Source organism: Psychrobacter sp. FME13 (assembly GCF_014861395.1).
Taxonomy (GTDB): Bacteria; Pseudomonadota; Gammaproteobacteria; order Pseudomonadales; family Moraxellaceae; genus Psychrobacter.
In genome coordinates, this window is sequence record NZ_RRYV01000015.1 from 1 (window position 1) to 13,760 (window position 13,760).

Below are 13,760 nucleotides of genomic sequence, written 5' to 3' on the forward strand. Positions count from 1 at the left end.
CGGCCTTATCAGAGAGTACTTGCCTAAGGGTTGTGACTTTAGACAAGTCTCTGATGATGAGATGCAGGACATTGAGAACAAATTAAACAACAGACCAAGAAAACGATTAGGGTTTAAGACGCCTATGCAGGCGTTCTATAATATTAATTAGCGTTGCACTTGGTGTGTTAATCTAAGAGTTTAAAAATTAAACTTTAGCCACAAAAAAACCAGCATTCTAGCTGGTTTTTTATTCAATGCTTGTAAATAATAATTACTTGTTTTAGATAGACAAAAATTAGTTGCCTTCTTTAACGAACAAATAACCTTTACTACGAACAGTCTTGATACGTTTAGGGTTCTCTGGATCATCACCAATTTTTGGACGGATACGTGAGATACGTACGTCAATTGAGCGATCTTGACCATCATACTCAATACCACGTAAACGCTCAAAAATGTCTTCACGAGATAAGATGCGACCAGCATTAGAAGCTAGCAACCATAGCAGGTCATATTCAGCGCTGGTAAAATCAACCAACTCCTCACCTAAATTCACTGAACGTCCACCATTATCGATGACCAATTCGCCGAACTCTAAACGCTGAGGCACATCTTCTGATGGTGCATTTTCTGAGCGACGTAACAACGCACGGATACGGGCAAGCAGTACACGTGGCTGTGCTGGTTTGGCAACATAATCATCAGCACCCATCTCAAGACCTAGTACTTGATCCATATCTTCAGTACGAGCAGTCAACATCAAAATAGGGTTTTGGTAATGCGGGCGCACTTCACGGCAAACTGTCAGACCATCACTACCAGGTAGCATGACATCAAGCACGACCATATCTGGTTGCTCATTGACGATACGGCGAATCGCACGATTACCATCAGTTTCAATTGCTACTTCTAAACCATTTTTGACCAAGTAATCTTGAGTCAGCATGGCCAGACGCTCATCATCTTCAACAATCAAAATTCGGGGAGTATTGTCTTCTTCAGTCGTTGTCATTGTTATATCCTCTAATACATCTAATTTAAAAGCAGTAAAAGTAAGAGCGGTAAAATTAATAGCACCATCAAGCGGTGCAATTGATGTTCGTATAGCTGTTACAAACTTGGTAGCACAGTATACTATTAAACATACAGCTTCCTATACTATAGCTTATAGTCGGTAACAAAACCTATAAACTACATACATTAAAACTTTAGTTTACGTCCAAAAATCATGCTTTTTGGATAAATATTAATCAGTTAGGTAGATTCTTATCAGCCTAGTACTACTTAAATTTATATAAATAACTTCATTTAATGAATCAAATAACCTATATATTCTGAGCTTCACTTGATAGATCTCATTTCACCATCTCTAATATAACTATATATTTATCTCTCTACCATAGCATTTTCTAATTTACTTAGAGGCCATATGGCGTCAGACTTATATAAACCCACTATAGTCAAAAAACTCTAACATAGGTACAAAGCAACTAATTATAGGTTGTAATATTTAATACCTTTAAAGAAGATAAGGCTGTAGCAGTGTAGTCATTCACTGAACTATACATGGTTATACACACTTGTATTGCTTGTATCAAAACCATATTGAATAAAGCAATTATTTCAAGCACCATCAAATGATAAATAACAAGCATAAAAAAACAGCCCATAATGGACTGTTTCTTAATTATAAATAATATTAAATTAAGCGCGATTTTTGTACTTACGAATAGTCTGTAGCTGTGCAACAGACTCTGCTAATGAAGCCAAAGCAGCATTTGTCTGTACCGTATCAGACTGATTAACCAGCATTTGCTCAGCTTTTTTACGTGCTTCAACGATTTTACTTTCGTCAAGATTATGTGCACGCATGGCCGTATCAGCTAATACAGTAACGATCTTAGGTTGTACTTCTAAGACACCACCTGATACATAAATCACTTCTTCTTCACCATTTGGTGTTTGCACACGCATCGCACCCGGTTTTAGCAAAGTAATAAGCGGTGTGTGACCTGGCAATACACCAATCTCGCCTTCGGTACCCGTAGCTATTAACATGCTAATTTCGCCTGAATACAACTCTTCACGAGCACTTACGACGCGACATTGTAACGTTGCCATACTTAACTCCTTACCATCAAAATACAATCAAAACTGCGATGCGTAACCTAATGGCAAATAAGTTTATTATGACCTATTTGCCTTTTAGAAAATGCTAGCACAATTTTACGCTGCAGTAGATTTCATCTTCTCTGCTTTAGCAACAACTTCATCAATGCCACCAGCCATATAGAAGGCTTGTTCTGGTAGGTCATCGTATTCACCTGCAATGATGGCCTTGAAGCTAGCAATGGTATCGCGCAGAGCAACATATTTACCAGGTGCACCAGTGAATACTTCTGCTACGTGGAATGGCTGTGACAAGAAACGCTGAATCTTACGTGCACGGTAAACAACCAGCTTATCTTCTTCTGATAGCTCATCCATACCCAAGATAGCGATGATGTCTTTAAGCTCTTTATAACGCTGTAGAACTTCCTGAACACCACGAGCCACATTGTAATGCTCATCACCAATTACTTGTGGATCTAGCTGACGTGACGTTGAATCTAGTGGATCAACCGCAGGATAGATACCTTGTGATGCGATATCACGGCTTAGTACAACCGTTGCATCCAAGTGAGCAAACGTTGTCGCTGGTGATGGATCGGTCAAATCATCCGCAGGTACATAGACCGCTTGAACTGAAGTAATAGAACCTGACTGAGTTGAAGTAATGCGTTCTTGCAATAAGCCCATCTCTTCAGCAAGTGTCGGCTGATAACCAACTGCTGATGGCATACGACCAAGCAGTGCTGATACTTCAGTACCGGCTAGCGTATAACGGTAGATGTTATCAACAAACAGCAATACGTCACGACCTTTGCCAGTAGCAGGATCTTTAGTATCACGGAAGTATTCAGCCATAGTCAAGCCAGACAATGCAACACGTAGACGGTTACCCGGTGGCTCATTCATCTGACCATATACCATCGCAACTTTAGATTTACTAAAGTCTTCAGTGTTTACAACGCCAGCTTCTTGCATTTCATGATAGAAATCGTTACCTTCACGAGTACGCTCACCAACACCAGCAAATACTGACAAACCTTCATGCTTTAGAGCGATGTTATTGATCAGCTCCATCATGTTAACGGTTTTACCAACACCAGCACCACCGAACAGACCAACTTTACCACCTTTAGCAAACGGGCAAAGTAAATCAATTACTTTAATACCAGTCTCTAGTAGTTCAGTGCTGTTTGACTGATCAGCATAACTTGGCGCATCACGGTGGATAGACCATTTCTCGTCTGCTGCAACAGGACCTTCTTCATCAATAGGACGACCAAGAACATCCATAATGCGACCCAGTGTTCCTGTACCTACTGGTACAGAAATAGCTGCACCAGTATTGGTAACAGGTAGGTTACGCTTTAGGCCTTCAGTTGATCCCATAGCAATAGTACGTACGATACCATCACCTAGCTGTTGCTGTACTTCTAGGGTGGTTTCGGTACCATCTACTTGCAAGGCATCAAAAATCTGAGGAACTTCATTACGGTTGAACTCAACGTCAAGAACCGCGCCAATAATCTGTACAATACGACCGCTACTCATTGCGTTCTCCTTGAACTTCTATATATAGGTGTAGTCAATTATGAAACAGCAGCAGCACCGCCAACGATTTCCGAGATTTCTCGGGTAATCGCCGCTTGACGCAGCTTGTTATAAACCAACTGTAAATCGTTAATAAGGTCACCAGCATTATCTGTAGCCGCTTTCATAGCAACCATACGTGACGACTGCTCAGAAGCGATGTTTTCCATTACCGCTTGATAGACAATCGACTCAATATAACGGCCAAGTAATTCATCAATCAATGTCTTGATATCAGGCTCATAGATATAGTCCCAGCTGAGCTCTGTTTGTAAGCCACTTTCGTCTTCATCAAATGACTGCTCTGGTAAAGGAACCAATTGATTGACAGTCGGCTTTTGAGTCATGGCATTAACGAATTTGTTATAGACCACATAGATGCGATCTATATTACCGTTACTATAATCCTCAAGCATGGCTTGAACAGGTGCGTTTATTTGCTCAAACGTTGGCTTATCACCATAATCGGTCACTGCCGAGGTAACATTACCACCAAAATTTTTGAAAAAACTCACGCCTTTAGCACCAATAGCTGCAAACTCAGTCTGTACAGACTGATCTTGATATTGCTGGATACTCTTAGATAAAGCTTTAAATAAGTTGACGTTCAAACCGCCCGCTAGACCACGGTCAGAGGTAATGACAATATAGCCAACCTTATTGACAGGACGCGATACCATATACGGGTGTTTGTAGTCAGATGAAGCATGCACCAAATGTGAAATAACCCGACGCATACTATCAGCATACGGGCGACCCACTTCCATGCGCTCTTGTGCACGGCGCATTTTACTTGCTGCAACCATTTGCATTGCACGAGTAATTTTTTGGGTGCTTTTAATACTGGTGACTTTGGCACGTATCTCTTTTAAGCTTGCCATAATGATTCCAATATGAGAGGGTTAAAAAGCATTGGCGCAAGCGACAATCATTTGATATATGACATTAATCTGGCAGAATAACATTCTATATCTTGTGCATTACGCGATCTAATGCTGCTAGTGGTTAAAACAGTGGCGCAAGTATCTAATAAGACAATGTGCCACTTTTTATTGACTATCACAGATAGCCGTAACCAAATCCGGCTTAACCCGTGAAATTAATAACTGTGATTTTGTTTAAAGGTCTCTAGAGCTGACTTTAAACGACCTGCGATATCATCGTTGTAGTTCGCAGTGTCATCAATCTCACGCATCAATTCACTCTGCTCATCATGCATATAGCGTAAGTAAGCTTCTTCGAAAGAACCAATCTTTTCAACAGGCACATCCGATAAGAATCCTTCATTTGAAGCATAAATAACAGCTGCTTGCTCAGAGATAGACATTGGCTGATACTGCTTTTGCTTCATCAGTTCAGTCACACGCTCACCATGATCGAGCTGTTCGCGAGTTGCATCATCAAGATCTGAGGCAAACTGAGCAAATGCTGCCAATTCACGGTATTGGGCCAACGCAGTACGAATACCACCAGATAGCTTTTTGATAATCTTAGTCTGTGCTGAACCACCAACACGAGATACCGAGATACCAGCATTTACTGCCGGACGGATACCTGAGTTGAATAGGCTAGATTCTAAGAAGATCTGACCATCAGTGATTGAAATCACGTTAGTTGGTACGAATGCAGATACGTCACCAGCTTGTGTCTCAATGATTGGTAGCGCCGTTAAAGAGCCAGTTTTACCTTTCACTTCACCGTTAGTGAACTTTTCTACATAGTCAGCATTTACACGTGATGCACGCTCAAGTAAACGTGAATGTAAATAGAATACGTCACCAGGATATGCTTCACGACCTGGCGGACGACGTAGCAATAGTGAAATCTGACGATAAGCGACTGCTTGCTTTGATAAATCATCAAATACAATCAATGCATCTTCGCCGCGGTCACGGAAGTATTCACCCATCGTACAGCCTGAATATGGTGCAATATACTGTAGAGCTGCAGGCTCTGATGCTGAAGCAACCACAACAGTGGTATATTCTAGTGCGCCAGTTTGTTCAAGCTTACGTACTACGTTAGCGATAGTCGAACGTTTCTGTCCGATAGCGACGTATACACATTTAATGCCAGAAGCTTTCTGTGCAATGATCGCATCGATAGCCATCGCTGTTTTACCAGTCTGACGGTCACCAATGATAAGCTCACGCTGGCCACGACCGATTGGAATCATGGTATCAACGGCTTTATAGCCAGTCATTACTGGCTGATCTACTGACTGACGATCGATAACGCCTGGAGCGATTTTCTCGACTTTGTCAGTCATCTTAGCATCGATAGGACCTTTGCCATCAATAGGATTACCCAAGGCGTCAACAACACGACCTAGCAGCTCAGGACCTACTGGTACTTCAAGGATACGACCAGTACAATAGGCTTTTTGACCTTCTTGCAGCTTTAGGTAATCACCAAGTACTACCGCGCCGACAGAATCACGCTCTAAGTTAAGAGCCATTCCATAGATTTCGCCTTCAAACTCAATCATTTCGCCGTACATGGCATCTTCAAGACCATGAATCTGCACGATACCGTCAGATACTTTGACAATCGTGCCTTCATTCTTTGCAGTTGCACCCGCATCAAGGTCTTGAATACGCTGCTTAATCAGGTTACTGATTTCCGCTGGATTCAATTGTTGCATTGCCTTGTTTCCTTTAATTTATGATAACCCGCCCACTGACTTAAATGCTCTTACTATCACGCAGGTATTATAGAGCTGCGTTGATGAATGGCATTAGGCAGTTAGCTGTGTTTTTAACTGTTGTAACTTGCCGCGCATCGAATCATCAATGACTTTGTCACCGACTTTTATCGTAGCGCCTGCCAATAGACTTGGATCGACCGACTCATGAATCACGACACTACCGTTTAGTGATTCGGCAAGGCGCATCTTAATCGTTTCACGCTGAACGTCAGTCAATGGGTAGGCAGTAGTCACATATGCGTCAAGCTGCTTTAAGCTTATGGCCTTGTGATGACGATAATGCTCATAAACTTCAGGAAGCAGCGCTAGACGCTCTTGATCTGCCAGCTGCTTAATAAAATTAGTGAGCGCTGGTGATACTTTAGGATAGCTAATATTATTGCCATAACGAGAGCCTTTGCTCTCACCTAATAGCTGTTTAAAAGCAGAACCATTATCACCAGCTACTTGTGAGTCATAAAGATCAACCAAAGCAGCTGACTTATGCTCAGCCGTAACAGCTGGATTTTCTAGCCAAGTACGAAAAGCTTTGTCATTGACAACTGTACTGGCGATAAACAAGAAATTCTCCCACTCATCTACAGCCCCGTTTTCATTGGCATAGTCAAACGCGGCTCTAGCGTAGGGTCGTGCTAAGGTTGATAAGTCAGCCATTATATCCTCACAGTTACAGCTTCGCCGCCAGTTGGTCTAGCATACTGGCATGTTTTTGCACATCGACTTTGTCTTGCAAAATCTTTTCTGCACCAAGCACAGCCAGTTCAGCAACTTGAGCACGTAATGACTCACGTGCTTGATTGATTTCTTGGTCGATAGACGCTTGCGCCTGTTGACGAATGCGCTCGGCTTCCGTTTGGGCTTGCATTTTTGCATCTTCGACAAGCTGATTGGCACTCTTGTTTGCTTGCTCAATTAGAGCAGCAGCTTTAGTCTTTGCAAGATCAAGCTCCTGCTGGACATCTTGCTCCGCGGTCGCTAAATCTGCTTTTGCTTTTTCTGCGGCACTCAAGCCTTCAGCAATTTTACGCTGACGCTCATTAATGGCGCCGATAAGTGGTGGCCACACGAATTTCATGCAAAAAACCACAAATATTGCAAAAGCAATGGCTTGACCGACGAGTGTAAAATTGATATTCACGTGATCACCTCTTTGTTAATGAAAAATCAGTTTCATTGATCATGTTTGGCAGTCAAATCTTGACTATATTTGATAGAAAACTTCCGAATACCAAACATTTACAACTGAGCTTTCGGATTAACCTGCTAGAGGGTTAGCGAATAACAATAGCATAGCAATACCAACACCGATCATCGGAATAGCATCAAGAAGACCTGCTACGATGAACATACGAGTTTGCAATTGTGAGCCAAGTTCTGGCTGACGCGCAACACCTTCTAAGAACTTGCCACCTAGAATAGCAAAACCAATACCTGTGCCAAGTGCGCCAAGACCGATAAGTAGCGCTACTGCGATAACTGTGTAACCACCTAATACTGGATCCATTGATGTATCCTCATTTACCTATTGAATAATGTCTAATTAATGTTCAGTTGATGATGCAAGCGACATGTAAACTATCGTCAGCATCATAAATACGAACGCTTGAAGTGTAATAACTAAGATGTGGAAGATAGCCCACGGTACCGATAACGCCCATTGAATCCAAAACGGCATTAGAGCAATCAGTATAAAAATCAATTCCCCAGCATACATATTACCGAATAGACGCAAACCAAGTGATACTGGCTTAGCAATCAAAGTAACAGCTTCTAAAATGAAGTTGATGGGGATTAAAATAGCTTGGATAATTGGGTTTTTGGCACCAAATGGGTGTAGTGTTAACTCACCTATAAATCCGCCAAGACCTTTTTCTTTAATACTATAAAATATAATCAATGCAAAGACAGAAAATGACATGCCAAGCGTGATATTAGGATCGGTTGTTGGAACAATCTTGAAGAACACGTGATGAGGATCATGACCCATTGCAGCACCAACTTGTCCTGCAAGACCTGGAATGAAGTCAACGGGTATTAAATCCATCAAGTTCATTAAGAAGATCCACACAAAAATGGTCAACGCTAGTGGCGCAATCAATTTTGAAGTACCACTGTACGAATCACGAACGTTGTTATCAACAAACTCAACGATCAATTCAATCGCTGCCTGAGTTTTGCTTGGCACGCCTGAAGTGACTTTTTTGGCAACCATCCAAAAGATGGCACAAAATAAAATACCCAGACCAACTGACCAAAGCATAGAATCAAGATGGATAGCATTAAAACCCATTGCCCCTGCTTCTTCAGCAGTATGGGCAACTTTCCAACCTTCGCCCGGCAAATAGCCATACGTCCAATTCGTTAAGTGGTGAGAGATATATTCTGATGATGTTTGCTCGGCTGCCATAATGTAAGCTTCTTATTAATCAACGATTTAATCAACTACCAAAAATATGGTTGTCATCTGATGAGGTTTTAGCGTGCTATCTAACATGCTGATAAGCCAGCAAATAACTGACACTAAAACGCTCATGTAACCAATAACATCCAACCCATAGTTCTATTACTAATGTACGGATTTGATAGCCGCAAATGAATTTTAGCTATCAAAAAAGGGCTTATGATAATTCAGTAATAGCCCTTGCATATGTACGCAAAATTATTATATATGTGTTCACTTACTGTCGTATTTTGACGACTAACGCCTTGTATAGCGTTCATAAGCAAAATATTTAGCTGTCTATCTTAATGCAGCGTTGTATTCGTGTAAAGTCAATTATCAAATTTTTATTCGTTGTATGAATAAGTTAGCTACTGTTAATATTTTCTAACATAACTTTGTGTCTATAATCTATCTGCAATCTATTTGCAAAAATAGTTTTGATAAATAATAACAGTAACTTAATCTGCTCTACCCTATCACTATATTTTGACACACTACGTTCATTTCGAATAATTATACAAAAATTTTACGATCGCTAGCACTGTCTTAAGACAGACTTTTATGTTTTGACATTTTAGAACTAGTCATAGAGAAGTTGGACGGCAGGGTGGCTTTCATAAAAATATTAATCATATAACTATATCTATAGTTAACACTAACGTATATACCACAACATCCAACTGTGACTAATTTGCATTACCATAAAACCGATAAACAGCGCAGGCGCAGATAGGGGTTGTACGGTAATAAAAATTAGTGCGAAACCCAACATGGCTAATAGCCACTTGGCCATCTGTCCTCGATATAGCTGGCTAACAATATGTTGGCGCGCGCGATATCCAGTATACCAAAAAATAAACCCAGCAAATATAGATTGGCTAGAAAAGCTAAGTAACGCACCGAGAGCGGCACTTTTTGTTACGGTAAGCTCACTATGCAACCAAACAGCATCTATGACCCAAGCAATAATTATGAGAATAAATAATATCCATGCTTGGCGTTTGATATAGATGCCAATCTTATCTTTTTGCGTGCGTTTAGCAGGCTTGGTCATCAGTATTCCTATAGCCTTACAACATTAGGATAATTTAGCATGCTTCTGATACTTTTATCCGTGAATCGTTTACCCTACAGGTATTACCTTTATAACCAAAATCAAACGCCACTTATTATAAGGAGCATGTGCGTGTTAAGCAAGTAAAATCTGAAACTTGTCAACTATTTAGCAGACACATGACTCAAGATAGATTATTCTGAAGTTCAAATCACTATATTTGAGTCATGGTAATATTTATTTGGTGAATACTTATTTAGTGGATATTTATACCTACTCTTAGTTACCATCAATACAATTATTAATTTGTTGTGCCATTTGCATCCACCCTTCTACGAAATCTTTGCTAGAGCTCATATCTTCGATTTGTATGGTTGTTTTCACAGGCTGTAGCTTGGCAAGCAAACCTTTCGGAACAGTGCCCTGATTGACCATACACATCTGATCAACAGGACGGTTTTCATTCAACCAGCGTAACTGACTGGCTTTTGGAGAAAGGTGATGATCTGGGCTCAAACTACCTGCTAACTTTATATGAGCCGCTTTTTCGATATATTGATACGCATCATGATAAACCCAGTAAGGACGATTTTTCTGAGCGTCTTGTTGTATATCAGCAACAGCTTTATCCATGCGTTCAGCAAACTTTTTAACATTAGATTGATAGGTATCTGCATACTCTGGATTAGCGCGGCTATGTATCACTGCTAGTGCACGGGTGATGGCTTTGGCGTTTTCAGGATCTAGCCAAATATGTGGATCAAGTGTGTTCTCAATCGGTACGCCTTTTACATCACGCAGCGGATAACGATTAAAAGCATTAAAATCAAACATAGCAATCGCGTTGGGGGCGGTTTGTAAACTACCAGTTAAGCTATTTTCTAGTGCAGGACCAAACCAGACGACAAACTTACTGTCTTTAATGGCCTTGATATCGCTTGGGCTGACGCTCCCGTGATGCCCTACATCGCCTGCTTGTAGAATTCTATTGGCTGATGGTGTTCCCTCAGTCACCGCTTCACTGAGTAAAAACATCGGATAGTTGCTCACACTAACCGTTGCTGCTTGGGCGTTTAGCGTTAAGAACCCTAGTACTGCTCCAGAAATTAGCAGACGTTTTATCTTGATAACTGGACGTAATAACTGATTGAAAGCTGATTTCATAATAGATGTCTTTGATATATGAGTAATGGTTTGTAAATACTATATTTGATGCAAACTAAAGGTATGACAGATAAACTAAGGTCGCTTATCTGCCTTGCTTTTTATTATGTTATACTATAACAATAAAAAATATAATAAAACAGCCATTTTATTTTTAGGAGTTCGCACTATGTCTACCCATTCATCAGATTGTGAACATTTACATGATGTGCAAGATTTTACACCGCATGACGTTGTCGAGCGCTTAACAGCAGCAAAGGAACAATGTCAGTTAAGTGGTGCACGCTTTACGTCATTGCGTCAACAAATATATCAGTTAGTATTAGAAGCCAATAAACCCATTGGTGCCTACGATTTAATCGCCCAACTACAAGATATGCGCCTGTCAGACTCTGAAACCAGTGATGACAATAAGAAGCCTCACTCGCAAAAGCCCTCATCAAAAAAACAAACCAAAAAAAACGTCGCTCCACCTACAGTTTATCGCAGTTTGGAGTTTTTATTGAGCGAAGGTTTAATTCATCAGTTGACGTCTATTAACGCTTATATTCCTTGCTGTCACCCAAGGGCACAGCATACGGCAGCTTTCCTGATCTGTGATCAGTGCCAGCGTGTACAAGAATGTAGCAGCTTACCAGTACAAGAGATGATGAGCTTTGCTGAGCAAGATGTTGGGTTTGTTGTGGAGAACAGTGTGATTGAGCTTAGTGGTCGATGCCAAGCGTGCCAGTAATATATGAGCATTTGAACTTCTGTACTTAAACGTCAGTATTTGTATATGATGATATGCTCTAACTCTCTATAGCAATATTCTGATTACCTCTATCCTTTACTTATCCATTTGTTGTCATATTATGAGCCTCTCTTCTACCTTAATATCTAATCAGCCGCCCTCCCCTACTGCTGATAACCCTACCGCGAACGATACTAAACAGCTGCTAAGCTTGAGCAATATCAACTACCATGTCGGACCGCAACGTATTCTCTCAAATATCAATATTGATATTACTACCAATGAGACGGTGAGCCTGGTTGGGCCTAATGGTGCTGGTAAATCAACGCTAGTCAAACTAATTTTGGGTTTGATTGAGCCGACTCAGGGCAACATAACTGCGCATCAACCACTGCGACTTGGCTATGTACCGCAGCGATTTACAGTCCCGCCAATATTGCCCTTGCGAGTCAGCGACCTGCTGAATCAAGCAAATAAAAACCGGTTAACCGTAGAGCAACGCCAGTTCATATTTGATAATTTAGCATTGACGCATTTGCTATCACGGCAGATGCTGCACTTGTCAGGTGGTGAAACACAGCGCGTTTTATTAGCCCGAGCCTTATTAGATAAACCCAATTTATTAATTTTGGATGAACCTATGCAAGGGCTTGATCCTGATACTGAAGTTTGGCTGTATCAATTCATTGATACGCTCCCAGATTTCTTGCGTTGTGCCATGTTGGTGATATCCCATGATCTACACTGGGTAATGAGAGGCAGTCGACGCGTTATTTGCCTCAACAAACATATCTGCTGCGAGGGACAACCAAGCGAACTGGCCATTAGCACCGAATTTAAAAAACTATTTGGTCATTACTATGAGCAGCCTTATGTGCATCAGCCACATGCTTGCCAGCATCACGCACCAAATGAGATCGAACCATAACCATCAAAACCCCACATATTACGGCTGTGTTTAGTCCGATGTTTTTGACATTTACTGATACCGTCTTAAGACCTTATAAAAATTTTACGGATATTTATTATGACCACTTGGTTAGCCATTATCGCTCCTGCTTGGATTGCTGGCAGCATTTTAGCATTACTATCAGCACCTTTAGGGTGTTTGGTGTTGTGGCGCCGTATGGCATTTTTTGCTGATGCTCTAGCACATGGCACCTTACTAGGTGTGGCCTTAGCCGCTTGGTGGCAAATTCCCATGGGCATTGGTGTCTTGCTAGTCAGTGTCATGGTAGTGTTAGGACTGGTATTGATTGATGATGAACGTCTACCTGCAGATGCCGTACTGGCGGTCGTTGCCGTATCATTACTGTGCTTGGGTTTATTGACCCTCACACAGCTAACCGACCAACAATCCAACGTCTTGGGGTTTTTGTTTGGCAATCTATTAGAGCTCGATTGGGCTGACTTGCCTTTACTCGCGGGTAGTGTGCTAGTGGGTTTGGGCTTACTACGCTATATATGGCCAGCACAAATTAAGCTTGCTACTCACGAAGCACTGGCACGTATTCAGGGCATTAACCCAACACGTCAACGATTGTTTTTTATGGGAATATTGGCAGGGTTCTGTGCCGTTGCGCTACAAGCGGTCGGTAGCTTGCTGATCAGTGGTTTGTTGGTATTACCAGCACTCACCGCACGCTTATGGGTGACCTCACCCAAACAAATGGTCGTCATATCATTACTTATCGCGCAGCTTGGGGTCACATTGGGCGTTTGGGGTAGTATTTGGTTAGATATTCAGACAGGACTGTCTATTGTATTAATATTGGCTATTTTATTTTTTATCGCACTTATTTTTTCAAAGTTAATAACCTCAAAATTTTGGGTAGCACGCTCTTAAAGGGTGCCATTAATTCAATTAATAGTCGTTTGAACAAGCCAAACATATCGTTAAATAACAGGGTAATGTTTTGATACTATCGAATTTATCCGTGCTATTTTCTCATTTTTATCCCCATTTTTAAAAAGGAGA

Annotated in this window: 14 protein-coding genes and 1 pseudogene; 4 read left to right on the forward strand and 11 right to left on the reverse strand. The window is 41.2% G+C overall.

Annotation, left to right across the window (positions count from 1 at the left end):
- Nucleotides 1-151 (forward strand): annotated as a pseudogene (locus EI164_RS16920) (IS30 family transposase); the annotation flags it as partial.
- 126 nt (nt 152-277) lie between these two features.
- On the opposite strand, the gene EI164_RS03550 reads toward EI164_RS16920, so the two are convergent.
- The 11 genes from EI164_RS03550 to EI164_RS03600 all read right to left on the reverse strand — a co-directional run bounded on the left by EI164_RS03550 (nt 278) and on the right by EI164_RS03600 (nt 11,049).
- Nucleotides 278-994: a response regulator gene (locus EI164_RS03550; RefSeq protein ID WP_192518623.1), complete on the reverse strand. Its 717-nt coding sequence runs from the start codon at nt 992-994 to the stop codon at nt 278-280.
- Between the two features lie 692 nt (nt 995-1,686).
- On the reverse strand, nt 1,687-2,103 hold the full coding sequence (locus EI164_RS03555; protein WP_192518624.1) for a F0F1 ATP synthase subunit epsilon: 417 nt from the start codon (nt 2,101-2,103) through the stop codon (nt 1,687-1,689).
- A gap of 105 nt (nt 2,104-2,208) precedes the next feature.
- Nucleotides 2,209-3,642, reverse strand: coding sequence for a F0F1 ATP synthase subunit beta (gene atpD / locus EI164_RS03560; RefSeq protein WP_192518625.1), 1,434 nt, complete (start codon nt 3,640-3,642; stop codon nt 2,209-2,211).
- A 38-nt stretch (nt 3,643-3,680) separates the two neighbouring features.
- Complete coding sequence (gene atpG / locus EI164_RS03565; protein ID WP_192518626.1) at nt 3,681-4,562, reverse strand: F0F1 ATP synthase subunit gamma; 882 nt, start codon at nt 4,560-4,562, stop codon at nt 3,681-3,683.
- A gap of 218 nt (nt 4,563-4,780) precedes the next feature.
- Complete coding sequence (gene atpA / locus EI164_RS03570) at nt 4,781-6,325, reverse strand: F0F1 ATP synthase subunit alpha (RefSeq protein ID WP_192518627.1); 1,545 nt, start codon at nt 6,323-6,325, stop codon at nt 4,781-4,783.
- A 93-nt stretch (nt 6,326-6,418) separates the two neighbouring features.
- Nucleotides 6,419-7,042, reverse strand: coding sequence for a F0F1 ATP synthase subunit delta (locus EI164_RS03575; protein ID WP_192518628.1), 624 nt, complete (start codon nt 7,040-7,042; stop codon nt 6,419-6,421).
- A 13-nt stretch (nt 7,043-7,055) separates the two neighbouring features.
- On the reverse strand, nt 7,056-7,526 hold the full coding sequence (locus EI164_RS03580; protein WP_192518629.1) for a F0F1 ATP synthase subunit B: 471 nt from the start codon (nt 7,524-7,526) through the stop codon (nt 7,056-7,058).
- A 117-nt stretch (nt 7,527-7,643) separates the two neighbouring features.
- A complete protein-coding gene (gene atpE, locus EI164_RS03585) occupies nt 7,644-7,892 on the reverse strand; it encodes a F0F1 ATP synthase subunit C (protein ID WP_010197960.1) in 249 nt (82 codons plus the stop codon).
- A gap of 36 nt (nt 7,893-7,928) precedes the next feature.
- A complete protein-coding gene (gene atpB / locus EI164_RS03590) occupies nt 7,929-8,795 on the reverse strand; it encodes a F0F1 ATP synthase subunit A (protein WP_192518630.1) in 867 nt (288 codons plus the stop codon).
- 691 nt (nt 8,796-9,486) lie between these two features.
- Nucleotides 9,487-9,885 (reverse strand): ATP synthase subunit I, encoded by a 399-nt coding sequence (locus EI164_RS03595; RefSeq protein WP_192518631.1) that lies wholly within the window; start codon nt 9,883-9,885, stop codon nt 9,487-9,489.
- 279 nt (nt 9,886-10,164) lie between these two features.
- Nucleotides 10,165-11,049 (reverse strand): metal ABC transporter solute-binding protein, Zn/Mn family, encoded by an 885-nt coding sequence (locus EI164_RS03600; protein ID WP_192518632.1) that lies wholly within the window; start codon nt 11,047-11,049, stop codon nt 10,165-10,167.
- Nucleotides 11,050-11,218: 169 nt separating this feature from the next.
- Here EI164_RS03600 and EI164_RS03605 point away from each other — a divergent pair, with 169 nt between their 5' ends.
- From EI164_RS03605 to EI164_RS03615, 3 genes are all read left to right on the forward strand, one after another.
- Entirely contained in the window at nt 11,219-11,782 is a 564-nt protein-coding gene (locus EI164_RS03605) for a Fur family transcriptional regulator (RefSeq protein WP_192518633.1), read from the forward strand.
- A gap of 121 nt (nt 11,783-11,903) precedes the next feature.
- Nucleotides 11,904-12,710: a metal ABC transporter ATP-binding protein gene (locus EI164_RS03610; protein WP_192518634.1), complete on the forward strand. Its 807-nt coding sequence runs from the start codon at nt 11,904-11,906 to the stop codon at nt 12,708-12,710.
- A gap of 99 nt (nt 12,711-12,809) precedes the next feature.
- Entirely contained in the window at nt 12,810-13,628 is an 819-nt protein-coding gene (locus EI164_RS03615; protein ID WP_192518635.1) for a metal ABC transporter permease, read from the forward strand.
- The last annotated feature ends 132 nt before the right edge of the window (nt 13,629-13,760 follow it).

Coding starts and splice junctions, on each gene's coding strand:
- EI164_RS03550 (WP_192518623.1), bottom strand. CDS start 994: ATGACAACGACTGAAGAAGACAATACTCCCCGAATTTTGATTGTTGAA.
- EI164_RS03555 (WP_192518624.1), bottom strand. CDS start 2,103: ATGGCAACGTTACAATGTCGCGTCGTAAGTGCTCGTGAAGAGTTGTAT.
- atpD (WP_192518625.1), bottom strand. CDS start 3,642: ATGAGTAGCGGTCGTATTGTACAGATTATTGGCGCGGTTCTTGACGTT.
- atpG (WP_192518626.1), bottom strand. CDS start 4,562: ATGGCAAGCTTAAAAGAGATACGTGCCAAAGTCACCAGTATTAAAAGC.
- atpA (WP_192518627.1), bottom strand. CDS start 6,325: ATGCAACAATTGAATCCAGCGGAAATCAGTAACCTGATTAAGCAGCGT.
- EI164_RS03575 (WP_192518628.1), bottom strand. CDS start 7,042: ATGGCTGACTTATCAACCTTAGCACGACCCTACGCTAGAGCCGCGTTT.
- atpE (WP_010197960.1), bottom strand. CDS start 7,892: ATGGATCCAGTATTAGGTGGTTACACAGTTATCGCAGTAGCGCTACTT.
- atpB (WP_192518630.1), bottom strand. CDS start 8,795: ATGGCAGCCGAGCAAACATCATCAGAATATATCTCTCACCACTTAACG.
- EI164_RS03595 (WP_192518631.1), bottom strand. CDS start 9,885: ATGACCAAGCCTGCTAAACGCACGCAAAAAGATAAGATTGGCATCTAT.
- EI164_RS03600 (WP_192518632.1), bottom strand. CDS start 11,049: ATGAAATCAGCTTTCAATCAGTTATTACGTCCAGTTATCAAGATAAAA.
- EI164_RS03605 (WP_192518633.1), top strand. CDS start 11,219: ATGTCTACCCATTCATCAGATTGTGAACATTTACATGATGTGCAAGAT.
- EI164_RS03610 (WP_192518634.1), top strand. CDS start 11,904: ATGAGCCTCTCTTCTACCTTAATATCTAATCAGCCGCCCTCCCCTACT.
- EI164_RS03615 (WP_192518635.1), top strand. CDS start 12,810: ATGACCACTTGGTTAGCCATTATCGCTCCTGCTTGGATTGCTGGCAGC.